The sequence below is a fragment of the Enterobacter sp. I4 genome, from assembly GCF_022669095.1.
In the GTDB taxonomy this organism is placed as follows: domain Bacteria; phylum Pseudomonadota; class Gammaproteobacteria; order Enterobacterales; family Enterobacteriaceae; genus Enterobacter; species Enterobacter pasteurii.
In genome coordinates, this window is sequence record NZ_JALBUO010000002.1 from 301,913 (window position 1) to 326,150 (window position 24,238).

Consider the following 24,238-nt stretch of genomic DNA (forward strand, 5'->3'; position numbering starts at 1 on the left):
AAAATTTTATAACCTCATCCGGATCACTTAGAATAGTCTCCTTAACTTATTTCTACGAACCAGGAACGACGCCATGAGCAAGTCTGAAAACCTCTACAGCGCAGCCCGCGAGCTTATCCCAGGCGGCGTAAACTCACCGGTGCGCGCCTTTACCGGCGTGGGTGGCACCCCGCTGTTTATCGAACGTGCGGATGGCGCGTATCTGTATGATGTGGATGGCAAAGCCTATGTCGACTACGTCGGCTCCTGGGGGCCAATGGTGCTGGGGCATAACCACCCGGCGATCCGCAACGCGGTGATTGAAGCCGCTCAGCGCGGCCTGAGCTTCGGTGCGCCAACCGAGATGGAAGTCAAAATGGCGGAGCTGGTCACCGAGCTGGTGCCGACAATGGACATGGTACGTATGGTGAACTCCGGTACGGAAGCGACCATGAGCGCCATCCGTCTGGCGCGCGGCTTTACCGGCCGTGACAAGATTATCAAGTTCGAAGGCTGTTACCATGGCCACGCCGACTGCCTGCTGGTAAAAGCCGGTTCCGGCGCGCTGACGCTCGGTCAGCCTAACTCTCCGGGCGTGCCGGCTGATTTCGCAAAACACACCCTCACCTGCACCTATAACGATCTGGACACCGTTCGCGCGGCGTTCGAGCAGTATCCGCAGGAGATCGCCTGCATTATCGTCGAACCGGTGGCGGGCAACATGAACTGCATCCCACCGCAGCCGGATTTCCTGCCGGGCCTGCGTGCGCTGTGTGATGAGTTCGGCGCGCTGCTGATCATCGACGAAGTGATGACCGGCTTCCGCGTGGCGCTGGCGGGCGCCCAGTCTTATTATGGCGTTGAGCCTGACCTCACCTGTCTGGGCAAAATTATCGGCGGCGGCATGCCTGTCGGGGCGTTTGGTGGCCGTAAGGACGTGATGGACGCGCTGGCGCCAACCGGTCCGGTTTACCAGGCGGGTACGCTCTCCGGTAACCCCATTGCGATGGCGGCGGGCTTTGCCTGTCTGACCGAAGTAGCGCAGCCGGGTATCCACGAAACCCTGACGGACCGGACGACGCAGCTGGCGAACGGCCTTCTGGAAGCCGCAGAAGAAGCGGGTATTCCGCTGGTGGTTAACCACGTCGGCGGTATGTTCGGCATTTTCTTCACCGACGCGAAAGCCGTTACCTGCTATCAGGACGTGGTGAAGTGCGACGTAGAACGCTTCAAACGCTTCTTCCACCTGATGCTGGAAGAAGGCGTATATCTGGCACCGTCAGCGTTTGAAGCGGGCTTTATGTCCGTGGCGCACAGCGAAGAAGATATCAATAACACCATCGACGCAGCGCGTAAGGCGTTTGCGAAGCTGTAAAATATGCGGCTTGATGCCCTCTCCCACAGGGAGAGGGAGCAAACGCTAAAACGGCAATCCAAGGATTGCCGTTTACTTTTATTACCGGCTCTGCTTTCTCAACAGATAGATAAAGTACGGCGCGCCGATAAAGGTCGACAGCAGGCCCGCCGGGATCTGATACGGGAACAGCACCATCCTTCCGCACCAGTCAGCAAAGACCAGGATCGCCCCGCCCGTCAGGGCAGAAATCGTGATATGCGGCATCGTGCGGCGGAAGCCCATCATGCGTGCGATATGCGGCGCCATCAGGCCAACAAAACTGAGCGGGCCAATGGTCATGGTGGCCGTCGCCGTCAGGCACGCCGCCAGCAGCAGCAGGGCGATACGCGTTGGCGTCAGCGCCAGCCCGACCGCGCGCGCGGTGTCCCCGCCCAGCGGCAGAATGGTCATCCAGCGGCGGCACAGCGGCACGATTGCCAGCAGTACGATCATCACGATCCCGGTATGCACCACCTGGCTGCCGGTGGCGTTGTACGTCGAGCCGGAGATCCAGGTCAGGATCTGCGCCATGCGCGGATCGCCGCTCGCCTGCAACATCATCAGCAGCATGGTAAACGCGGTGCTCAGCGCCATCCCGGCCAGCAGCATGCGGTGAGGCGAGAAACCGCCGCGCCCGGAGGCGATCAGGATAATCATCAGCGTCGCCGCCGCACCGATACTCCCGGCAGGCATCAGCCAGCCGAAGGCATTCCCCGGCACGAGAAACAGCATCAACACCACGCCAAACGCGGCGCCGGAACTGATGCCCAGGACTTCCGGGCTTGCCATCGGGTTACCGGTCAGACGCTGTATAATACAGCCCGCCACCGCCAGCATCACGCCGGCAATCAGCGCGGAGAAGATCCGCGGCCAGCGCCACTGCATGAGCTCATTCAGCAAATCCCCCGTCGCCCAGTGCCAGCCCGTGGCGTCACGCCCCAGCGAGAGCGCGGCAAACGAAGCGATAGCCAGCACCGCCAGCCCGGCAAGGCTGAACCATATCACCGACTGGCGCTCGGCAGAGATTTTATCGCCGGCATCCATCGCCGGGGCGCTGATGCTGCGCAGCCGCGGCAGCAGCCACAGCAGCAGCGGCGCGCCGATCAGGGCCGTCACCGAGCCCGTCGACACTTCCATCCAGACGCGCGCCAGCCAGAGAATGAGCTGATCGGAAAGCCAGAGGATCAGCGCGCCAATCAGCGGCGCCAGCATCAGGCGCGCCAGCAGACGCCGCGCGCCGAGCATTTTTGCCAGCAGCGGCGCAAACAGGCCGATAAACCCGATGATGCCGACGGCGTTAACCAGCAGCGCGCTCAGCACAATCGCCAGGGTGAGGGCCGCCAGGCGGGCCAGCGACAGCGCCAGCCCAAGATTACGCGCCACGCCGTCATCGAGGCCCATCAGCGTCAGCGGGCGCAGCAGCAGTAGCGTAAGCACCACGCCGCCAAACAGCTGAGGCCACAGGCGCTGGACGATGCTCCAGTCGGTCTGGGTGAGCGTTCCGGTACTCCACATAAACATGCTTTGCAGCTGGTCGTGGTGAAACAGCACCAGCAGCTGGTTGATTGCCCCGCAGTAGAGGCTAACGACCAGCCCGGCGAGGATCAGCGTGACCGGCGAAAGGCGTTTACCCCAGGCCACGCCGAAGACCAGCGCACCAACCACGCAGGCGCCTGCCAGCGCGGCAAACTGCGAGGTTAATGCCCCCGGCAGCGTCCAGAGCGTGGTAACGGTGATCCCCAGCTGTGCCCCCGTCGCCACGCCAAGCGTGGTTGGCTCCGCCAGCGGGTTACGCAGCACCTGCTGGAATAGCACGCCCACCAGCCCCAGGCCCGCTCCGACCAGCAGAGAGATGCTAAGACGCGGCAACAGGCTGTAGTGGAACAGCATTTGCTGAATATTATCGATATCCGGTGCGGCAACCGCGGCCGCCCACTGCTCGCGCGGTAACGCCGTGGTCAGGTTGAAGCCGGTCAGCGCCAGGGCAGCCAGGAAAATGAGCGCCAGCAGCAGCACCGGGAAGCGGGCAATACGCGTACTCATGCCCTGCCTCCCAGCGTGCGATCCAGCACGCGCGCAAAATGCATCGCCGACAGCGTCGCGCCGTAAAACCATACCGCAGGCGCGCGCAGGAAACGCCGTTCGCGCACGAACGGCATCGCCTGCCAGAGCGGGGTCGCCATCAGGGTTTGCATTTCACGCTCGTTGCCGTGGTCAAAGCACAGAACGTCAACGTCACGAAACGCCGACAGGCGGTCAATGCCCACGGCGGTGCTTCCCCAGAACGTCATCTCGCCTTCCCAGGCATTGCGAATGCCAAAGCTTTCGAGCACTTCCTGGAACAGGCAGTTCTTTCCAAAGACCAGCATATGGCGGGCGTCCAGCAGCGTCACCATCAGCAGCGGACGATCGCCGCGGCCGGCAAAGCGCGGCTTAAGGGAATCAATCAGCGCATCAAATTCATCCAGGTGTTTTTTTGCTTCCGCTTCACGGTTGAGGAAATGCGCCATCTCGTGAATGGAGTTTTTTGCCATGGTCAGCGGCTTTTTACCGTCGCTGAAGGAAAAGCCCCGTCCGGGAGCAATCTTCGCCATGGTCTCTTCCGACGGGCCATACCCCGCAGACCAGAATAAATAAGACGGCTTCATCTGCGTGAGAAGCTCAAGGTTCGGCTCCGTGCGCAGACCGATGTCGATGACGGAGTCCGGCAATTTGGGCTCATTCACCCACAGGGTGTAGTTAGGGATATCGGCCACGCCGTAGGGCGTGATACCCAGGGCCATCATCAGCTCGACGGGTAACCACTCCAGCGCCACAATGCGGTGCGGATCGATAGCAGCGGCGCGGGCCGGAGCCATCTTTAACAGCAGCGGCGAGAGCGCCATGGCCGTCAGCAGGCGACGGCGGCTTATGCGTGTAGACTCCAGCATCAGTAAACGAAGCTCACCGGTGCAGCCCCGGCAGGGTGAGGCAGGATCCCCATAGGTATACCGTAGATATGTTCCAGCGTTTCGCTGCGCATCAGCCCGTCAGGCGTGCCCTGGGCGATCATTTCACCGCCGCGCAGCGCCACCAGATAGTCGCAATAACGCGCGGCCATATTGATATCATGCAGAACGGCAATCACCGTCAGGCCGCGCTGCTGGCTTAAACGGTGCACCAGCGCCAGCACGTCCACCTGGTGGGCAATATCCAGCGCGGAGGTAGGTTCGTCGAGCAGCAGGCAGCGGCTGTCCTGGGCCACCAGCATCGCGATCCACGCGCGCTGACGTTCGCCACCGGACAGGCTATCCACCAGACGGTGCGCCAGCGGTTTTAACCCGACCAGCGCAATCGCCTCTTCCACTTTCTCTCTGTCAGCAACGCCAAAACGCCCGAGCGCACCGTGCCACGGATAACGTCCAATCGCCACCAACTCGCGCACCGTCATCCCTTCCGCCTGCGGCAGCTGCTGCGGCAGATAGGCCACCTTGCGGGCAAAGGCCTTACTGCTCCAGCCCGCCAGCGGCTGCTCATCCAGCAGAATTTCGCCCTCGGACGGCGGCTGGTGGCGGCCCAGCATCTTCAGCAGCGTCGATTTACCGGAACCATTGTGCCCGATTAATCCGGTCACTTTACCTGCGGGAAACGTCAAAGAGAGCGGGTGCAGCAGGGTGCGCCCGGGTACGCGAAAGGAGAGATTGTTGAGCGTGAAGGTGGAGTCGGATTGCGTTTTGTTATCCTGCATATCAGCCAACTTAAATAAAAAGGGCACGGCGAACCGTGCCCATAAAGAGATTAGAAGCGGAAGGTCGCCGTGGCGACAACCTGGCGTTCAGCACCCCAGAAGCAACCATAGGTGTTGAAGCAGCTGGCAACGTACTCGCGATCGAACAGGTTGTTCACGTGAAGCGCGACGTTTGAACCCGCCATGCCCACGCGCGCCAGGTCATATCGGACTAACGCATCAACCAGGGTATAGCTGCCCACAGTAAACGAGTTCGCCGGATCGCCCTTGCTGGAGCCCGTATAACGAACGCCGGTTCCCAGCGTCAGGCCAGACAGCGGGCCATCAAACATCGTGTAGTCACCCCAGACAGAGGCCATGTGCTTTGGTACCTGGGCTGGCGTGTTGCCTTTGTAGTTGGTGTCGGTGGTGTATTCCGCATCGGTATAGGTATAAGAACCCACAACGTTAACGCTTGCAGACAGCGCCGCTTTCGCTTCCAGCTCTACACCACGGGCACGGATCTCACCGCCTTCAACGGAGAAGAATGAGCCCGCAGGATCGGCCATCAGGTTGTTGGTTTTGGTCAACTGATACACTGCACCGGTGATCACGATCGGACGATCGTTCGGCACGTATTTCACGCCCGCTTCGTACTGCTTGCCTTTAGACGGAGAGAACAGTTTACCCTGAGCATCGGTCTGTGAAGCCGGTTCAAAGGATTCGCTGTAGCTGAAGTAAGGGGTTACGCCGTTATCGAACAGATAGTTAACGCCGCCACGCCAGGTGAACTGAGTATCATCACGTTTGGAGGTAGTATTCAATACACGGTTGTATGACTCCTGATCGGCCCAGTCGTAACGGCCGCCCAGCGTCACCAGCACTTTATCCCACTGCGCCTGATCCTGAACATACAAACCGGTCTGTTTCTGGCGGTTGAGGATTTGATACGCGCCGGAGTTTGCCGGATCTTTTGAGCCAAAATCAAAATCGCTGTTTACCGGATTGTAGAGATCCAGCAGTGGTACAGAGTCGTCATAGCCAAACCAGGAGTTGATATCGTTGCGCATACGCATAAAGTCAACGCCGGTCAGCAGGGTGTGGTCAACCTGGCCGGTCGCAAATTTGCTCTGCAGCTGGGTATCAACGGTGAAGTTCTGCAGTTTTTCATTATCGACAACGTACTTACGCGCCAGATAATGACCTTTATCGGCAGGAGCTAACGCAGCACACTGTTTGCTACCGCTGTTTGCCGGATCGGTACATACGCCGTAGCCGTAAACGCTGTTTTGCGAGGTTTTGTTCTCGGCAAAACGCAGGTTTTGGCGCACGGTAAAGGTGTCGTTAAATTCGTGGTCGAAGCTATACCCCACCATTTTCTGGTTACGGGAATAGGTATTGTTCTTCGCACCTTCGTTGAAGTCCGTCGACAGTCGGTCGCCGTTTGGCAGCGGATCAACCGTTCCCTCTTTTGGCAGCCAGCCGTAATAACCTGTTTCAGGCTCGTTCTGGAAGTAGGAGAGGAAGGTGAAAGTCGTTTTATCATCCGGACGCCAGGAGAATGATGGCGCGATGGCATAACGCTGCTCGCCTTTATCTTGCTGCTGCGCATTATTTGAACGCGCAACGCCCGTCAGTCGGTAAGAGTAAACGCCGTCATCGTCGATGGCATCGCTGAAGTCAAAGCCGGTCTGGAACAGACTGTCGGTGCCAGCTTTGAACTGGATCTCTTTTAGCGGCTCGGTTGTTGGACGCTTACTCACCATGTTCAGCAGGCCACCAGGGCTGCTTTTTCCGTACAGAACGGAAACCGGGCCGCGCATGATTTCAGCACGCTCCAGCATATAAGGGTCAATCACCGCGTCGTTATAGAAGTTGCCCTGCATCTTCATACCGTCGAGGTAGTTGTTCTGGCTCTGGCCATCGGCCGCGAAACCGCGAATAACCAGGTAGTCATAGGTATTTGAAGCACCACGGGTGCCTACCGCAACGCCCGGGGTATAGCTCAACGCTTCTTTAACGGAACGTGGCTGATGCAGCGCCATCTCTTCGGCAGTTACCACAGAAATAGACTGTGGAACCTTTTGAATTGGGGTGTCTGTTTTGGTTCCGGTCGCGGATTGACGCGCGGCGATAGTCGCAGCAGGACCCCAGGCACTTTCCTGTGCAGCCGGTGCGGCAGTCACGGTGATCGTTTCTTCTTTCTTGGGGGTTTCAGCGGCCTGTGCGTAAGCAGACATGCCGGCAACCGCTGTGGCTACGACGGCTGCGATTTTACGCAGCGACGTGTTAATTGGCTGAGCAGTATTGGAAAGCGCCATGATGGATCTCTGATGAAAAAGGTGAATGATAACGTAAACGAGAATTATTATTATGACCGCAGAATAATATGCGAAACGCTGACGGCATAGCAAGCGATATGCGGCCCTACAAGAATTAAGGGTTTAAGAAATAATCAACGGAAAATGGGTCGTTAATAAGGGTTGAAAACGGGGTTAAGGAAATGAGTTGCCGAGGTGAAAAAATACCCCCTTCCCGGGAAGGGGGTATCGGGATGGTTAGTTTCCGCCGAACATATCCTTGATCCAGCCGGCGACGCCGTCGCTGTCTTTCTTCTCTTCCTGTTGCTGCGGCTGTTGTTGTTGTTGCTGCTGCTGCGGTTGAGAGGACTGGTCAAACGGATTGCCGGTCGGCTGCTCTGGCTGACTTTGCTGGCACAGCGCATCCGGATTGGTCGTCCAGACCGGCAGCGAACGCACGCCACCGCCGCAGATAAAGTTACCGGAACTATCCACGCCCATATCGACGATATCTTCCGGCGCAACCAGGTTAAGCGGCACCGGGGACTGATTTGCCAGGTAGCGCTGGTAAATCGACATCGCACCGCTCGCACCGTACAGCCTGGTCGGCTGGTTGTTATCGCGGCCCACCCAGGTGATCACCACTTCACGACCATCGATACCGGCGAACCAGGTATCCACGTTGTTGTTGGTGGTACCGGTTTTACCTGCCAGATGCAGACCCGGATACTTCGCTCCCAGCTGACGGCCGGTACCGCGCTGCACAACCTGCTGCATGGTCCACAGCGTCATATAGGCAGCCTGCGCCGGTACCGCGCGCTCGGCCTGCGGGAAGCTCTGATACAGCACGGAACCATCTTCAGCAATCACCGAGCGCAGCGCAGAGAGCGGCGCGCGGTTACCGCCGCTGGCGATGGTCTGGAACGCCTGCGCCACTTCGATTGGCGTCAGGTTAAGCGCGCCAAGGATCATGGCCGGAACAGGGTGCAGCTGATCTTTCGGCACGCCCAGCTTCTGCCAGGTATCGGTAATCGCCGGCAGACCCAGCGCCATACCGAGGTTAACCGTTGGCACGTTCATCGAGCGGGTTAGCGCGTCCACCAGCATCACCTGACCGCTGAACCGTTTGTCATCGTTCTGCGGAGACCATACCTGGCCGTTAGGCTGGCGCAGAGAGATTGGCGCATCGGCAATCCAGGTGTTAAGGCGATAGAGGTTCGGCTGGCTCAGCGCGGTCAGGTAGGTCGCCGGTTTTGCCAGTGAACCAATCGAACGACGCGCCTGCATCGCACGGTTGTAGCCCGCATACTGCGGCTCGGCACCGCCCACCATCGCGCGAACTTCGCCGGTGTTACGGTCAACCACTACCATCGCGGTTTCCAGATCGCTCAGCTTACGCTGCTTCTTCAGCGCCGGGATCCCTTCAACCGCCGCTTTTTCTGCCGCATCCTGCGCCACGGAATCAAAGGTCGTGAAGATCTTCACGCCGGAGAGATCTTTAACTTTATCCCCGAGCTTCGACTGCAGCTCCTGACGCACCATCTGCATAAACGCAGGCTGTGGAGAGATTACCCCACCGCGCGGCTGAACGCCCAGCGGACGCGCGCTCAGCATGTCGTACAGCTCCTGGTCGATGACCTGCTGCTGTTGCAGCAGACGCAGCACCAGATTACGACGCTCCAGCGCCAGTTTCGGGTTACGCCACGGGTTGTAGATCGACGCCCCTTTCACCATGCCTACCAGCAGCGCCTGCTGGTCGAGACTCAGCTCTTCCACCGGACGGCCAAAGTAATACAGGCTCGCCAGCGGGAAGCCGCGGATCTCGTTATCACCGCTCTGGCCGAGGTACACCTCGTTCATGTACAGCTCAAGGATACGATCCTTGCTGTAGCGCGCATCCATCAGCACGGCCATGTACGCTTCGTTGGCTTTACGCCAGTAAGAACGCTCGCTGGAGAGGAACAGGTTTTTCACCAGCTGCTGGGTCAGGGTACTTGCCCCCTGCACCGTACGCCCCGCGGTCAGGTTCGCCAGTACCGCACGACCAATGGAGTAGAGGCTGATGCCGTCGTGCTCGTAGAAGTGACGGTCTTCGGTTGCCAGCAGCGTATCCACCAGCAGGTCCGGGAAGCCGTTACGCGCCACGAACAGGCGCTGTTCGCCGTTTGCGGACGACAGCATCGTAATCAGACGCGGATCGAGACGGAAGAAACCGAACTGGCGGTCGTTATCCATGTTCTCAATGGTTTCCAGGCGATCGCCGTCAAAGGTCAGACGCGCGCGCACCTGCCCCTCTTTGCTGTCCGGGAAGTCGAACGGACGGCGAATCATCTCGATGCTTTTCGCCTGAACGGTAAACTCGCCAGGACGCGTCATTTTCGTGACCTGACGATACTGCGTGGCCTGCAGCAGCTTCACCATCTCGTTCTTGCTGATGGACATCTCTGGCTCAAGGTTCACCATGCGACCATACACTGCCGCAGGCAGCTGCCAGACTTTCCCGTCGATACGGCTGCGGATCTTCTGATCCAGATAAACGCCGTAAATCGCGATCAGAACAACAAAAACAATGAACAGCTTCAGCAGCAGCCAGAACCAGCCGCGCTTCCCGCGAGGCTTGCGCCCTTTGCCCTTCCCTTTACGCGGCATCGGTTCCTCATCCTCATAATCGTCTTCATAGTCATCGTCATATTCCTCATCTCTGAGGCGACGACGGCTCACCTTTTCTTTCGCCGGACGCGTTGGCTTTCCCTTACGTCCTATTGGCTCGCGGTCATTCCCCGCCATGCTTTTTCTCCGCAACATTCAGGCGCAAAGGCCAGATTTTCTTTCCTTTCACAGGTCAGTGAAAGAAGAAATCTCTCAAAGTGTGTTTCTCCCTCTCCCTGTGGGAGAGGGCCGGGGTGAGGGCATCAGGCCGCACTTTCCCTTTCAGGCCGCACTCCCCCACTACGAATATTTTTTCGTGCGCCGCGTCGGCGCCGTATTCGCCGGATCGTCCGGCCAGACGTGTTTGGGATATCGCCCCTTCATCTCTTTCTGCACCTCGCGGTAACTTCCCGCCCAGAACGCCCCCAGATCGCGGGTGATCTGCAACGGACGATGCGCAGGCGACAGCAGCTCAAGCACTAACGGCACCCGCCCTTCAGCAATGGACGGCGTGGTGGCCTCGCCAAACATCTCCTGCATGCGCACGGCCAGCGCCGGAGGATTATCCTCATGATAACGAATGGCAATCCGGCTCCCGGTTGGCACAGTGTAATGCCCAGGCAGTTCACTATCCAGACGTTGACGTAACGACCAGTCCAGTAAATTCTGTAACGCGGTCTTAACATCCAGCGCCTTAAGGGCGCGCAGCGAGTGTACGCCGCTCATCTGCGGCAGCAGCCACTGCTCAAGCGTAGCGAGCAGCGCCTCATCGTCAACCGCGGGCCAGGCGTATTCCGGCAGCCACTTCGCCGCGCATTGCAGACGAATGCGATACTGTTCAGCCTCCGGCGTCCAGTTCAGGACGCTCAGCCCTTTTTCGCGAATGCCGTTCAGCATCGCCTGGTGAAGCTCGTCTTCCGACGGTTTCGCCAGCGGTATCGACCCGAGCGTCAGTTTGCCGATCTGGCTTCGACGAAACGCCTTTAGCGTGCCCTGAGCATCATCCCACGCTACGATGTCCGATTGCTGAAGCAGCTGCGGGCACGCACGCGTCAGGGCGTCGATGTCAACGGCAATCGCCTGCAATATGCGCGCGTCCGGCGAATGGCTGCCCTGAAGCAGCAGCGGGGCGATCAGCCACTCGTGACGCGTCAGGGCATCATCGATGTCGAGCATCGCGCCCATCCCGTTTGCCAGCTGATAGCGCCCGTCAATCCCGCGACGGCGCGCGATCCTGTCCGGGAAGGCCTGTGCCAGCAAGAACGGGATATTTTCGCCAGCAGGCGATCCCCCTTTGCTGTTCAGGCGTTTGCACAGCTGCTGCGCCCGCTGCTGCCAGTTTCCCTGATTGCGCGAAAACGCCTGTTCCAGATCGCTGCTGCCACCGCGAGGCGGCTCCTCAAGAATAGCCGCCAGTTTTGCCGCCGTGGCAATTTCATCATCGTCCCGGGCTGCCGTCAGCATCGCCGCCAGGCGGGGATCGTTACCCAGCTCCGCCATTTTCTGGCCGCGCGCCGTCAGACGCTCGCCTTCCAGCGCGCCAAGCTGGGTCAGGAGGTTACGCGCGGCGGTGACGTTCACGCCAGGCGGGGGATTAAGCCACGTGAGCTGCTCAGGATCGGGGCAGCCCCACTGCAACAGATCCATTACCAGCCCGGAAAGATCGCTTTGCACTATCTCAGGCGTGCTCTGCGCTGCCGCTCGTTCCGCCTGCTCTGCGCTGGTTAAATGCAGACAAATCCCCGGCTCAAGACGCCCCGCGCGGCCCGCGCGCTGGATCATCGAGGCCTGACTGATGCGCTGCGTCAGCAGCCTGGTCAGCCCGGTACGCGGATCATAACTCGCCACTCTCTCCTGCGTGCTGTCCACCACCAGGCGAATGCCTTCGATGGTCAGGCTGGTTTCAGCGATATTGGTCGCCAGCACCACCTTGCGCAGCCCTGCCGGTGCGGGAAGAATCGCCTTGCGCTGCTCGGCCAACGGCAGCGCGCCGTACAGCGGGCACAGCATAACGTCGCGGCTCACCCGGGATGCAAGCTGCTCCTGCGCGCGCTGGATTTCGCCCACGCCGGGTAAAAAGAGCAACAGCGAGCCGGGTTCATGACGGAGCAATTCGGCGGTGGCGATGGCCACGGCTTCGTCAAAACGCTGGTGGGCAGTAAGCGGCTGATAGCGGCGCTCAACCGGGAAGGCACGCCCTTCGGAGGCAATCATCGGCGCGTCAGGGAGCGTCTGCCGCAGCCGCTCGTTATCCAGCGTCGCCGACATAATGAGCAGCCGCAGGTCATCGCGCAGCCCCTGCTGAACGTCGAGCAGCAGCGCAAGGGCGAGATCCGCCTGCAGGCTGCGCTCGTGAAATTCATCGAGGATCACCAGCCCGACGCCGGATAGTTCCGGATCGTTTTGCAGCATGCGGGTGAGAATGCCTTCGGTTACCACCTCAAGCCGCGTGGACGCGCTCGTGCAGGTTTCAGCGCGCATGCGGTAGCCCACCGTCTCGCCCGGTTTTTCATTCAGCAGTTCCGCCAGGCGCTGCGCCACGTTGCGCGCGGCCAGCCTGCGCGGCTCCAGCAGAATTATTTTCCCACGGATCTTCCCCTCGCGCAGAATTTGCAGGGGCAGCCAGGTAGATTTACCCGCTCCCGTGGGCGCGCTGAGCAACACCTGCGGCGCATGTTCTAAGGCTGCGAGAAGCTCAGGAAGGACGACGGCGACGGGCAAAGAAGACACTTACGGCTCCAGAGGGTTAACTTTATTCGGCGTACATTGTAGCATCGGCGCATATCATTACCGAGTCCTGCGCATGTCTGATTCAAAACGGCTGTTTTTCGCCATCGAGTTACCCACCACGCTTCAACGGCAGATCGTTCGCTGGCGCGCCAGCCACTTTCCGGCGGAAGCGGGCCGGCCTGTCGCTGCCGCAAACCTGCACCTGACGTTAGCCTTTCTCGGCGAGGTGAGTGCAGAAAAGCAGCGCACGTTAAGCGCAATGGCCGGACGCATTTCTCAGCCGGGGTTTACGCTGCACCTTGACGATGCCGGCCAGTGGTTGCGCTCCAGGGTAGTCTGGCTGGGAACGCGTCAGCCGCCTCGCGGATTACTTCAGCTCGCGAACATGCTGCGGGCACAGGCTGCGCGCAGCGGCTGTTACCAGAGCCCGCAGCCTTTTCATCCCCATATCACCCTGCTGCGCGATGCGGGTCAGGCTGTTGCCATCCCGCCGCCGGGCTTTCACTGGTCCTTTCAGGTGACTGAATTTGCGCTTTACGAATCTGCCTTTGTACAAGGACGCACCCGCTATACCCCGCTCCAGCGCTGGACGCTGGGCGACACGTTAAGGAAACCTGATGAAGTTTAGCCCCGCACTCCAGCGCGCCACCCTGATCCAGCGTTATAAACGCTTTCTCGCAGACGTAGTAACCCCCGAGGGCGAAACGCTTACCCTGCACTGCCCTAACACCGGTGCCATGACCGGCTGCGCCACGCCGGGTGACACGGTCTGGTATTCCACTTCAGAAAATACTAAACGCAAATATCCGCATACCTGGGAAATGACCGAGACGCAAAACGGGGCATTTATTTGCGTTAATACCCTGCGCGCAAATCAGCTGGTTAAGGAAGCGCTGACAAACGGCACGCTCCCCGAACTGGTGGGTTACGGTACGCAAAAAAGCGAAGTGAAATATGGCGATGAGGGCAGCAGAATTGACTTTATGTTACAGGCGGAAGATCGGCCTGAGTGCTATATTGAAGTGAAATCAGTGACGTTAGCGGAACAGGAAAACGGCTTCTTTCCGGATGCGGTAACGCTACGTGGCCAGAAGCATCTGCGAGAGCTAATGAGTGTAGCGGCGGCGGGCAAACGCGCCGTATTGCTGTTTGCGGTTCTGCATTCAGCCATTGAACGGTTTTCCCCGGCCCGTCATATTGATCCTAAATACGCGCAATTGTTGCATGAGGCACAAAAGCAGGGGGTAGAGGTTTTCGCTTATAAAGCGGAACTTTCTGCCGATAATATGACTCTGAGATCCTCTCTTCCCATTGTCTTATAAGGGATTAGACGATTGACTAATAAGTGTTCTGGCCGCGTGCGCAAATACGCTTTTCCTCACAGGGTTGTCAAGTGTAACGTTTAGATAATTGCCATACGGAAAAGCATCTGCTATTTATAGCGACCTGATTTTTCCCCCAACACGGGGATCGATAGTGCGTGTTAAGGAGAAGCAACATGCAAGAAGGGCAAAACCGTAAAACATCGTCCCTGAGTATTCTCGCCATCGCTGGGGTGGAGCCGTATCAAGAGAAGCCGGGCGAAGAGTATATGAACGAAGCCCAGCTGTCGCACTTCAAGCGTATTCTTGAAGCATGGCGTAATCAACTCAGGGATGAAGTCGATCGCACCGTTACACATATGCAGGATGAAGCTGCTAACTTCCCGGATCCGGTCGACCGTGCCGCTCAGGAAGAAGAGTTCAGCCTCGAACTGCGTAACCGTGACCGCGAGCGCAAACTGATCAAAAAGATCGAAAAAACGCTGAAGAAGGTCGAGGACGAAGATTTTGGCTACTGCGAATCCTGCGGTGTTGAAATTGGTATTCGTCGCCTGGAAGCGCGTCCAACAGCCGATCTGTGCATCGACTGTAAAACGCTGGCAGAAATCCGCGAAAAACAGATGGCTGGTTAATCCCCGCCCTCTATACACTCTACAAAGGCGGGAGTCTCTCCCGCCTTGTTACCGTTGATATGTCTGAATCTCACTATATTGGGCGCTTTGCGCCATCTCCCTCCGGTGAATTACACTTCGGCTCATTAATTGCCGCGCTCGGCAGCTACCTGCAGGCTCGCGCCCGTCAGGGTAAATGGCTTGTTCGCATTGAAGATATTGATCCTCCGCGTGAAGTTCCCGGTGCGGCAGAAACCATTCTGCGACAGCTGGAACATTACGGTCTTCACTGGGACGGCGAGGTGCTCTGGCAGTCTCAACGCCATGATGCCTACCGGGAGCGCCTGGCATGGCTTGCCGAACAGGGGCTTTCCTATAACTGCACCTGTACCCGCGCGCGTATTCAGAGCATAGGTGGCGTTTACGACGGCCACTGCCGCACGCTTCGCAACGGGCCGGAAAACGCTGCCGTACGGCTGGTCCAGCGTTCGCCCGTAACGGCGTTTACCGACGTGCTCTCGGGTAAAATCGAGGCGGATGAACGTCTGGCGCGCGAAGATTTTATTATTCACCGGCGTGATGGTCTGTTTGCCTATAACCTGGCGGTGGTGGTCGATGACCATTTCCAGGGCGTTACGGAGATTGTGCGCGGGGCGGACCTCGTTGAGCCGACCGTGCGCCACATTTCGCTTTACCAGCAGTTTGGCTGGACGGCGCCGGAGTACATTCATCTGCCGCTGGCGGTCAATGACCAGGGGAATAAGCTGTCAAAACAGAATCATGCCCCGGCGCTGCCTGACGGCGATCCGCGCCCGGTTTTGATCGACGCGCTGCGATTTCTCAACCAGAATGTAACGAAGGAATGGCAGGATCTGAGTCTGGACGAATTGCTGAAAATGGCGATTGATAACTGGACGCTTATAGCCGTGCCCAAAATCCGGCATTCTCAAATGCGTTGCGCTGAGCTATGATTAGCCGCTTTTTTGATAACAAAACACACTACGAGGTGTACTATTTTTACCCGAGTCGCTAATTTTTGCCGTAAAGTGCTGAGCCGCGAAGAGAGCATGGCGAACGATGCTATTGCACAGCCACACATGTCGGTCATTCCGCGTGAGCAGCACAATATTTCCCGCAAAGATATCAGTGAAAATGCCCTCAAGGTGCTCTATCGTCTGAATAAAGCAGGCTACGAGGCCTATCTCGTCGGTGGCGGGGTTCGCGATTTACTGTTGGGCAAAAAACCTAAAGATTTCGACGTGACGACCAGCGCCACGCCTGAGCAGGTGCGTAAATTATTCCGCAACTGCCGTCTGGTTGGCCGCCGTTTCCGCCTGGCGCACGTGATGTTTGGGCCGGAAATCATTGAAGTGGCAACCTTCCGCGGTCACCACGAAGCGGGCGTCAACGATCGCACGACCTCCCAGCGCGGCCAAAACGGCATGCTGCTGCGTGACAACATCTTCGGCTCTATTGAAGAAGATGCTCAGCGCCGTGATTTCACCATCAACAGCCTTTACTACAGCGTGGCGGATTTCACCGTACGCGATTACGTTGGCGGGATGCAGGACCTGAAAGAAGGCCTGATTCGCCTGATCGGCACGCCAGAAACGCGCTATCGCGAAGATCCGGTCCGCATGCTGCGCGCCGTGCGTTTCGCCGCCAAGCTGAATATGCGCATCAGCCCGGAAACCGCGGAGCCGATCCCTCGTCTGGCGACGCTGATTAACGACGTGCCCCCTGCCCGTCTGTTCGAAGAGTCATTAAAGCTGCTGCAGGCAGGCTACGGGTTTGAAACCTACAACCTGCTGCGCGAATACAACCTGTTCCAGCCGCTGTTCCCGACGATCACCCGCTACTTTACCGAAAACGGCGACAGCGCCATGGAGCGGATGATTGCGCAGGTGCTGAAGAACACTGACACCCGCATTCACAACGATATGCGCGTGAATCCGGCGTTCCTGTTCGCGGCCATGTTCTGGTACCCGCTGCTGGAAACGGCGCAGCGCATCACTCAGGAGAGCGGCCTCGCCTATTATGACGCTTTCGCACTGGCGGCAAACGACGTGCTGGACGAAGGCTGCCGCACGCTGGCGATCCCGAAACGTATCACTACTCTGGTGCGCGATATCTGGCAGCTCCAGCTGCGCATGTCCCGCCGTCAGGGTAAACGCGCCTGGAAGCTGATGGAGCATCCTAAGTTCCGCGCCGCGTTCGATCTGCTCTCTCTGCGTGCTGAAGTCGAAAGAAACCAGGAGCTACAGCGCCTGGCGCAGTGGTGGGGAGAATTTCAGGTCTCTGCACCGCCGGAGCAGAAAGATATGCTCACGGGCCTGGATGATGAGCCAGCACCGCGCCGTCGTCACCGCCGCCCGCGCAAGCGCGCACCGCGTCGTGAAGGCACGGCATGACCCTTGCGTATATCGCCATCGGCAGCAATCTGGCCTCTCCGCTGGAGCAGGTTAACGCTGCCGTTCAGGCGCTGGGAGACATCCCCCAAAGCCGTATCGTGGCGGTCTCCTCGTTTTACCGCACGCCGCCGCTCGGCCCGCAGGATCAGCCTGACTATCTGAACGCCGCCGTGGTGCTGGAAACGGACCTTGACGCAGAAACGCTGCTGGATAATACCCAGCGCATTGAGCTACAGCAGGGCCGCGTACGCAAAGCCGAACGCTGGGGACCGCGCACGCTCGACCTCGATATTATGCTTTTTGGTCACGAGGTGATTAACACCGAACGCCTCACCGTTCCGCACTACGACATGAAAAACCGCGGGTTTATGCTCTGGCCGCTGTTTGAAGTCGCCCCCGATCTTACCTTCCCTGACGGCATCACGCTGAAGGCCGTTCTGCAAAGCCTCAACGCGGAAAAACCGGCCCGCTGGTAATCCCGTGTTACCGTTGATTATCCATTTGTTAATTGTGGTTAATCGATTGCCTAAAATCATTGTTACCTCGAATGTTACTGTTAGAATGCGCAAAGATTCGCTTTTGGGCCATCAGGAAACAGTATGAAACCAACCACCATCTCCTTATTGCAGAAATGCAAACAGGAAAAAAAACGCTTCGCCACCATCACCGCGTATGACTACAGCTTCGCCAGACTGTTTGCCGAAGAAGGGATCAACGTCATGCTGGTCGGAGACTCGTTAGGGATGACGGTACAAGGACATGATTCCACTCTGCCGGTAACGGTGGAGGATATTGCATACCATACGCGCGCCGTACGCCGGGGTGCGCCAGCCTGCCTGTTACTTTCCGATCTGCCGTTTATGGCGTACGCCACGCCGGAGCAAGCCTTCGACAACGCGGCGGTCGTGATGCGTGCCGGTGCCAATATGGTCAAAATTGAAGGCGGCGCGTGGCTGGTGGATACGGTGAAAATGCTCACCGAGCGCGCCGTGCCGGTTTGTGGTCACCTGGGGCTGACGCCGCAGTCCGTCAATATCTTTGGCGGCTATAAGGTGCAGGGACGAGGCGATGCGGCGCAGACGCTGTTTGATGATGCCGTAGCGCTCGAAGCCGCGGGCGCACAGCTGCTGGTTCTGGAGTGCGTGCCGGTTGAGCTGGCAAAACGCATCACCGAAGCGCTGTCGATTCCGGTTATCGGCATCGGCGCGGGTAACGTCACCGACGGCCAGATTCTGGTGATGCACGATGCCTTCGGGATCACCGGCGGGCACATTCCAAAATTTGCCAAAAATTTCCTGACAGAAGCAGGCGACATGCGTGCTGCTGTGCGGCAGTATATTGCCGAGGTTGAGTCCGGCGCTTATCCGGGCGAAGAACACAGTTTCCATTAAGGAGTCAAGGTGTGTTAATCATAGAAACCCTGCCGCTGCTGCGTCAGCACATTCGCCGTGCACGTCAGGAAGGTAAACGTATCGCACTGGTCCCAACCATGGGCAACCTGCACGACGGCCATATGAAGCTGGTCGATGAAGCCAGAGCGCGCGCAGATATCGTGGTGGTTAGTATCTTCGTTAACCCAATGCAGTTCGATCGCGCAGACGACCTGGCACGCTACCCGCGTACCTTGCAGGAAGACTGCGAGAAGCTCAAAAAACGTCATGCGGATATCGTCTTCGCACCGGCTCCCGCAGACGTATACCCTCAGGGTACCGCTGAAGCGACCTACGTGGACGTACCGGGCATCTCAACCATGCTTGAGGGTGCCAGCCGTCCGGGCCACTTCCGCGGCGTATCCACCATCGTCAGCAAGCTGTTTAACCTGGTGCAGCCGGACATCGCCTGCTTTGGTGAGAAAGACTTCCAGCAGCTGGCGCTGATCCGCAAAATGGTTGCCGACATGGGCTACGATATTGACATCGTCGGCGTGCCGATTGTGCGGGCGAAAGATGGCCTGGCGCTCAGTTCCCGTAACGGCTATCTGACCGCCGAACAGCGGAAGATCGCGCCGGGCTTAAGCAAGGTGATGAACGCCATGGCAGAACAGCTTCTGGCGAAAGCGTTAAGCGCGGAAGAGATCGTTGCTATGGCTGAACAGACGCTGAACGACAAAGGCTTCCGGGCGGACGATATTCAAATCCGTGATGCCGACACGCTGCTTGAGCTTACCGATACCAGCAAACGCGCGGTTATTCTGGTGGCTGCATGGCTTGGTCAGGCCCGCCTTATCGACAATAAAGTGGTTGAGCTGGCGTAATTATCTTCCCTCCCCTCTGTCGGGAGGGGCTAACGCATTGAATAAAGGTAAACGTAATGATTCGCAAAATGCTGCAAGGCAAGCTTCACCGTGTGAAAGTCACCCAAGCCGACCTGCACTATGAAGGTTCCTGCGCCATCGATCAGGATTTCCTTGATGCTGCGGGCATCCTTGAAAACGAAGCGATTGATATCTGGAACGTTAATAACGGCAAACGTTTCTCAACCTACGCTATTGCCGCCGAACGTGGTTCTAAAATCATCTCCGTTAACGGCGCGGCCGCGCACTGCGCGGACGTAGGCGATATTGTAATTATCGCCAGCTTTGTGATGATGTCCGATGAAGAAGCGCGTCGCTGGCAGCCTAGGGTCGCCTACTTTGAGGGCGACAACGATATGAAACGTACCGCCAGGGCAATTCCGGTTCAGGTCGCCTGATTCCGACGGGGAGCGGAACGCTCTGGTTCCGCTCCCTGAATGATAAAAAATACATTATTCTTTATTGTCTAAATAGCATCTTCTCATTCATTCGCCCTATTTCCCGCTCTCTTCCAGCGTCTCTTTTCTGAAAAAAACATTCCCCTGAATGATATAAAAAAGAAAATGATCTTTGCCATTTATAATCTGAGCGCGCCAATAGTATACCGACACAATAAAAAACCGGCCTCTTCATTCAGTTAAAATAATTTTCAAGATCATTTTCAATAACTTATCAAACGTTCATTTTTTCTAACGATGACTTTTAGCAATTTTAAATATCAAACCCATTCATAGATCCCTATCATCATTTTGCTTGAATTAAATCAGTAAAATGTTTTTTAAATGGAATTTTAATCATGTTAAAGAAAACGTTATTAGCTTCAGCTGTAGCTTTGTTCGCAATAGGTTCTTTTTCAGCAATCGCAGATACGGATCTCGGTTTAATCACCTTTGATGGTGCGGTAACAGACACAACATGTAATATTTCCACCTCGAATGGTGAAGCACAAAATAATATTACTATTACCTTACCCGTTGTAAAAAAATCTGAAGTTGAATCCACCACCGTTGATACCGGCGTCGGCTCAAAGAATTTTGAACTGCTGCTCACCAACTGCCCTGGGTCATTAAAGAGTGCATCTGCAAGCTTTATGTCAAAAAATATGGGGTCTATTGCGAACGGTACCATCGAACCCGATGCTGGCGTAGCAGGCTCTGCAACCAACGTTGCACTTGCCCTGTATAACAATGCCCCAACCGTCTCTTCTCGTATTATGGTGGGTCAGCCTGGCAATAACACGCAGAAAGCAGACCTGAATGCCGGCTCCGGTAAACTGTTCTACCGCGTTGCTTATGTTCCAGGCTCCAGCTGGGTGAAAGACACCAGCCCCGTGCAGTCTGGTAAAGTCAGCGCCAACGCCTACTTCACCATGAGCTACGAATAATTTTATCCGTCCCGTTAATGTGCCCTGCCGGGCACATTTTTTCGTATTATTTGAGAATAAACATGTACGTACTGAATATTAAGAGCGGATTAAAAGCCCTGCTGCTGGCCTCGGTGAGCGTTTTTGCTCTTAACGCCAGTGCAGATATTGTGATTTCCGGCACCCGCGTCATTTATCCTGAATCGGCAAAAGACGTAACGGTGTCTATGGATAACCGCGGCACCCGGCCTTTACTGGTGCAAACCTGGCTCGATGACGGAAGAGATACCACCAATCCTCAGGAGCTGAAGCTTCCTTTTATTGTCACGCCTCCCGTTTCGCGTGTTGAACCGCAAAAAGGGCAAACCGTCAGAATCACCTGGCTTGGTCAGTCGTTGCCAAAAGATAAAGAATCCCTGTTCTGGTTTAACGTTCTGGAAGTTCCGCCTAAGGCAAAGGATAGCGACAGCCAAAGCATGCTTCAGCTTGCATTCCGTACCCGCATAAAACTCTTTTTCCGGCCTACAGGTTTGAAAGGAGAACCGACAGACGCGGCCAAAAATCTTAAATGGACTCAAATCCGGCAAGGTCAAAAAATCGTTTTAAGCGCAAAGAATGATTCGCCTTATTATGTTTCGCTGGCCAGCGCAACGCTTATTTCAGGCGCTAAACGCTACGATATCGAAACGCATTATATTGAGCCGTTCTCAAGCCAGACCATGAACGTGAAAAATTACACGCCTTCTGGAAATAACAAAATAACCTGGCAAGCCATCAATGATTTCGGCGGAATTGATAAGTATGAGTCTGTACAAAATTGATTCCATATCCGCTTCGTATCATTCGTAAAAACTATAATTAGCTTAGCTCTGGGACAGAGTACATTATGCGGTTTAGACGTTCGCTACTATGTTTGTCGATAAGTGCGGTATTGCCGTTCTGTGCATTTGCTGCTGAAAATAATAAAGAAGAAGACGTGCAGTTTAACGATCAGTTTCTTTATAACACCGGCGCATCAATTGATGTCAGCCGCTTTTCAAAAGGCAACCCTGTTCTTGCCGGAACGTATAAGGTGAAGGTGATTATTAACGGGAAACCTTCCATTACCACGGATCTTCTGTTTAAGGATAATGGCACACCGCGCGCCACTCCCTGCATCACTCGTAAACTGCTCACCCAAACAAATGTGGCAGCCGGGAAACGTAAACCAGCCGGGGATGATGCCGAAGAAACGTGTGTCTCTATGTCGAACGCCTATCCCGGCTCACGCGTGGCTTACGATCCTTCCACGCAGGAGCTGGATCTTTCTATTCCCCAGGCTTTCGTCATTCAGCGCCCGGCGGGTTTTGTCGACCCTTCACTCTGGGAAGACGGGATCCCGGCGGCGATGCTCTCATGGGATCTTAACGGCTGGCACGCAGACACGAATGATTACAGCACCGATACGGCCTATGCCGGGCTACGCTATGGAGCAAACCTGGGGCCGTGGCGACTGCGGGCACGAGGTAACCTGAACTGGGATCAGGATTCCGGTACCCATTACGCCAGCCAGGACATTTATCTTCAGCGTGACGTCACGCCGCTCAAAGCACAGTTTATCGCGGGAGATTCCTATACCCGCGGGGATGCTTTCGACTCCATCAGCCTGCGCGGGGCACGTTTATATAATGACGACCGTATGCTTCCCAATGGCATATCGACCTATGCGCCGGTGATTCGGGGCGTGGCAAACAGCAACGCCAAAGTCACGATCGCCCAAAGCGGAAACACAATTTACGAAACCTCCGTGCCGCCGGGCCCCTTTGAAATCTCGGATCTCAGTACAACAGGATACGGTAGCGATCTCATCGTCACTGTAGAAGAAACGGATGGTAGCAAACGCTCCTTCTCGGTGGCCTATTCCTCGGTCGCGCAAATGCTTCGCCCTGGCTACTCCCGATGGGATGTGGGCGTGGGTGAACTGCGTGACGACAGCCTGCGCGACAAGCCACGGGTTGGTTACGCCACGGGCTATTACGGATTATCTAATACCTTTACGGGCTACGCGGGTCTGGAGTACACCGATAGCGATTTTTACGCCGCACTGTTGGGTTTGGCGATGAACACCCAAATCGGCGCATTCGCCTTTGACGTGACGTATTCTGATGCCCGGATCGACGGCTTACGACATCTTACGGGCGAGAGTTATCGCATCTCCTACAGCAAACTCATGGAAGCCACGAATACCTCTTTTAACGTCGCAGCATACCGGTTTTCGACGTCTGACTATCTCAGCCTGAGCGATGCGGCTTCCTTGACCAACGAGATCAAGTACCGTGACAGGGAGCGTAACCCTGACCGTAACAACAGCGATGTGTATCAGACTTTCCAGCGCATGAAGAACCAGATCCAGGTGAATATCAGCCAGCCGTTGGCCGTTAACGACCTTGATTTGGGGTCGCTGTACGTCAACTCAACCTGGCAGGACTACTGGAATGAAAGCAGCTCATCAGCGCAATACTCTGTTGGCCACAGTCATTCTTTAAGCTGGGGAAGCTACAGCCTCTCCGTGCAGCGCACCTACAACGAGTTCGGGGAAAAAGATGACAGTATCTACCTGAACCTCACTATCCCCTTCGACACGCTGATGGGTAACGGCAAACGGGCTGGCGGGTTCTCCTCACTCACGACGGGCATCGGCAGCGATCTTAAAGGTGGCGGAAGTTTTAACGCCAGCGCCAACGGCAACACCGAAGATAATCGCTTCAGTTACAGCATCACCGAAAGCACTACCCGTAGCGACGACACGTTAAACCAGCTGAGCGGTTACGGCAGTTACAACGGCCCGTACGGCCCGCTGAGCCTTTCCGTCTCCGCATCCGATGACGATACGCGACAATATTCCGCCAGCTATAGCGGCGGGATGGTTCTGCACGCGGGCGGCGTAACGCTCGCGCCCGGCAGCATCAGCGAAAGCGATACGCTTGCGTTGATTAAAGCAGAGGGAGCCGAGGGAGCCCGCGTCTCCATCGGTAACGGTGAAATTGGATCCTCAGGCTATGCCCTTATGCCCTATCTGTCTGCCTACCGTGAAAACAGCGTAGGTCTTGATATCAGCGCTATGCGCTCTGACGTTGAAGTCAAAAATACCCGCTCCACTACCGTCCCCCGCAGCGGTGCCGTTGTGCTGGTTAATTTTGAGACCGACCAGGGGCGTTCAGTGCTAATGGAACTGACGCGTGACGACGGTGGCTTTATTCCGCTAGGTGCAGACGTTCAAAGTGAACAAGGCGTTTCCGTGGGTAGCGTAGGCCAGGCCGGGCAAGCCTGGATCCGCGGAATTGAAGATAAAGGGTTGTTAAACATCGTCTGGGGCAGCGAGGCCGGCACATCCTGTACCGTCTCCTACCACATCCCACCGGATGCGAAAAAGATTGGACCGACAACGCTGCTGACAGGCCAGACCTGCCACATCACGGCATTATAAAGGGAGTTAAAA

Annotated in this window: 19 protein-coding genes; 13 read left to right on the top strand and 6 right to left on the bottom strand. The window is 56.8% G+C overall.

The features are described 5' to 3' along the window. Positions 1-73 precede the first annotated feature (73 nt). A complete protein-coding gene (hemL, locus tag MOQ06_RS13780) occupies positions 74-1,354 on the top strand; it encodes a glutamate-1-semialdehyde 2,1-aminomutase (protein ID WP_148420131.1) in 1,281 nt (426 codons plus the stop codon). A gap of 81 nt (positions 1,355-1,435) precedes the next feature. On the opposite strand, the gene fhuB is transcribed toward hemL, so the two are convergent. From fhuB to hrpB, 6 genes are all read right to left on the bottom strand, one after another. Beyond that, complete coding sequence (gene fhuB, locus MOQ06_RS13785) at positions 1,436-3,418, bottom strand: Fe(3+)-hydroxamate ABC transporter permease FhuB (protein WP_242173566.1); 1,983 nt, start codon at positions 3,416-3,418, stop codon at positions 1,436-1,438. Next, a complete protein-coding gene (gene fhuD / locus MOQ06_RS13790) occupies positions 3,415-4,305 on the bottom strand; it encodes a Fe(3+)-hydroxamate ABC transporter substrate-binding protein FhuD (protein ID WP_242173568.1) in 891 nt (296 codons plus the stop codon). Before fhuD ends, fhuB begins: the two co-directional genes overlap by 4 nt. Beyond that, positions 4,305-5,102, bottom strand: a complete 798-nt coding sequence (gene fhuC / locus MOQ06_RS13795; RefSeq protein WP_242173570.1) for a Fe3+-hydroxamate ABC transporter ATP-binding protein FhuC — start codon at positions 5,100-5,102, stop codon at positions 4,305-4,307. The genes fhuD and fhuC overlap by 1 nt, the downstream gene beginning before the upstream one ends. Before the next feature lie 50 nt (positions 5,103-5,152). Continuing rightward, positions 5,153-7,402 carry a ferrichrome porin FhuA gene (fhuA, locus tag MOQ06_RS13800; RefSeq protein WP_242173572.1) on the bottom strand — a complete coding sequence of 750 codons (2,250 nt, stop codon included), beginning with the start codon at positions 7,400-7,402 and terminating at the stop codon, positions 5,153-5,155. A gap of 237 nt (positions 7,403-7,639) precedes the next feature. Next, positions 7,640-10,168: a bifunctional glycosyl transferase/transpeptidase gene (gene mrcB, locus MOQ06_RS13805; protein ID WP_242173574.1), complete on the bottom strand. Its 2,529-nt coding sequence runs from the start codon at positions 10,166-10,168 to the stop codon at positions 7,640-7,642. 162 nt (positions 10,169-10,330) lie between these two features. After that, positions 10,331-12,760 (bottom strand): ATP-dependent helicase HrpB, encoded by a 2,430-nt coding sequence (gene hrpB / locus MOQ06_RS13810; RefSeq protein ID WP_242173576.1) that lies wholly within the window; start codon positions 12,758-12,760, stop codon positions 10,331-10,333. 73 nt (positions 12,761-12,833) lie between these two features. Here hrpB and thpR point away from each other — a divergent pair, with 73 nt between their 5' ends. The 12 genes from thpR to MOQ06_RS13870 all read left to right on the top strand — a co-directional run bounded on the left by thpR (position 12,834) and on the right by MOQ06_RS13870 (position 24,226). Further along, positions 12,834-13,388: an RNA 2',3'-cyclic phosphodiesterase gene (thpR, locus tag MOQ06_RS13815; RefSeq protein ID WP_242173578.1), complete on the top strand. Its 555-nt coding sequence runs from the start codon at positions 12,834-12,836 to the stop codon at positions 13,386-13,388. Then, positions 13,378-14,082, top strand: a complete 705-nt coding sequence (gene sfsA, locus MOQ06_RS13820; protein ID WP_148420123.1) for a DNA/RNA nuclease SfsA — start codon at positions 13,378-13,380, stop codon at positions 14,080-14,082. The genes thpR and sfsA overlap by 11 nt, the downstream gene beginning before the upstream one ends. A gap of 176 nt (positions 14,083-14,258) precedes the next feature. Next, on the top strand, positions 14,259-14,714 hold the full coding sequence (gene dksA / locus MOQ06_RS13825) for an RNA polymerase-binding protein DksA (protein WP_001155232.1): 456 nt from the start codon (positions 14,259-14,261) through the stop codon (positions 14,712-14,714). Between the two features lie 59 nt (positions 14,715-14,773). Further along, positions 14,774-15,664 carry a tRNA glutamyl-Q(34) synthetase GluQRS gene (gene gluQRS, locus MOQ06_RS13830; RefSeq protein ID WP_242173580.1) on the top strand — a complete coding sequence of 297 codons (891 nt, stop codon included), beginning with the start codon at positions 14,774-14,776 and terminating at the stop codon, positions 15,662-15,664. 42 nt (positions 15,665-15,706) lie between these two features. Then, positions 15,707-17,104, top strand: a complete 1,398-nt coding sequence (pcnB, locus tag MOQ06_RS13835; RefSeq protein ID WP_242174432.1) for a polynucleotide adenylyltransferase PcnB — start codon at positions 15,707-15,709, stop codon at positions 17,102-17,104. Then, a complete protein-coding gene (gene folK / locus MOQ06_RS13840) occupies positions 17,101-17,580 on the top strand; it encodes a 2-amino-4-hydroxy-6-hydroxymethyldihydropteridine diphosphokinase (protein ID WP_193355764.1) in 480 nt (159 codons plus the stop codon). Before pcnB ends, folK begins: the two co-directional genes overlap by 4 nt. A gap of 123 nt (positions 17,581-17,703) precedes the next feature. After that, complete coding sequence (gene panB / locus MOQ06_RS13845) at positions 17,704-18,495, top strand: 3-methyl-2-oxobutanoate hydroxymethyltransferase (RefSeq protein ID WP_148420120.1); 792 nt, start codon at positions 17,704-17,706, stop codon at positions 18,493-18,495. Positions 18,496-18,506: 11 nt separating this feature from the next. Then, positions 18,507-19,358, top strand: coding sequence for a pantoate--beta-alanine ligase (panC, locus tag MOQ06_RS13850; protein ID WP_242173582.1), 852 nt, complete (start codon positions 18,507-18,509; stop codon positions 19,356-19,358). Positions 19,359-19,414: 56 nt separating this feature from the next. Further along, positions 19,415-19,795, top strand: coding sequence for an aspartate 1-decarboxylase (gene panD, locus MOQ06_RS13855; protein WP_242173584.1), 381 nt, complete (start codon positions 19,415-19,417; stop codon positions 19,793-19,795). Positions 19,796-20,193: 398 nt separating this feature from the next. Beyond that, complete coding sequence (locus tag MOQ06_RS13860) at positions 20,194-20,781, top strand: fimbrial protein (protein ID WP_148420118.1); 588 nt, start codon at positions 20,194-20,196, stop codon at positions 20,779-20,781. 62 nt (positions 20,782-20,843) lie between these two features. Beyond that, positions 20,844-21,581, top strand: a complete 738-nt coding sequence (locus tag MOQ06_RS13865) for a fimbrial chaperone (RefSeq protein ID WP_148420117.1) — start codon at positions 20,844-20,846, stop codon at positions 21,579-21,581. Between the two features lie 65 nt (positions 21,582-21,646). After that, complete coding sequence (locus tag MOQ06_RS13870) at positions 21,647-24,226, top strand: outer membrane usher protein (RefSeq protein WP_242173586.1); 2,580 nt, start codon at positions 21,647-21,649, stop codon at positions 24,224-24,226. Positions 24,227-24,238 lie beyond the last annotated feature (12 nt).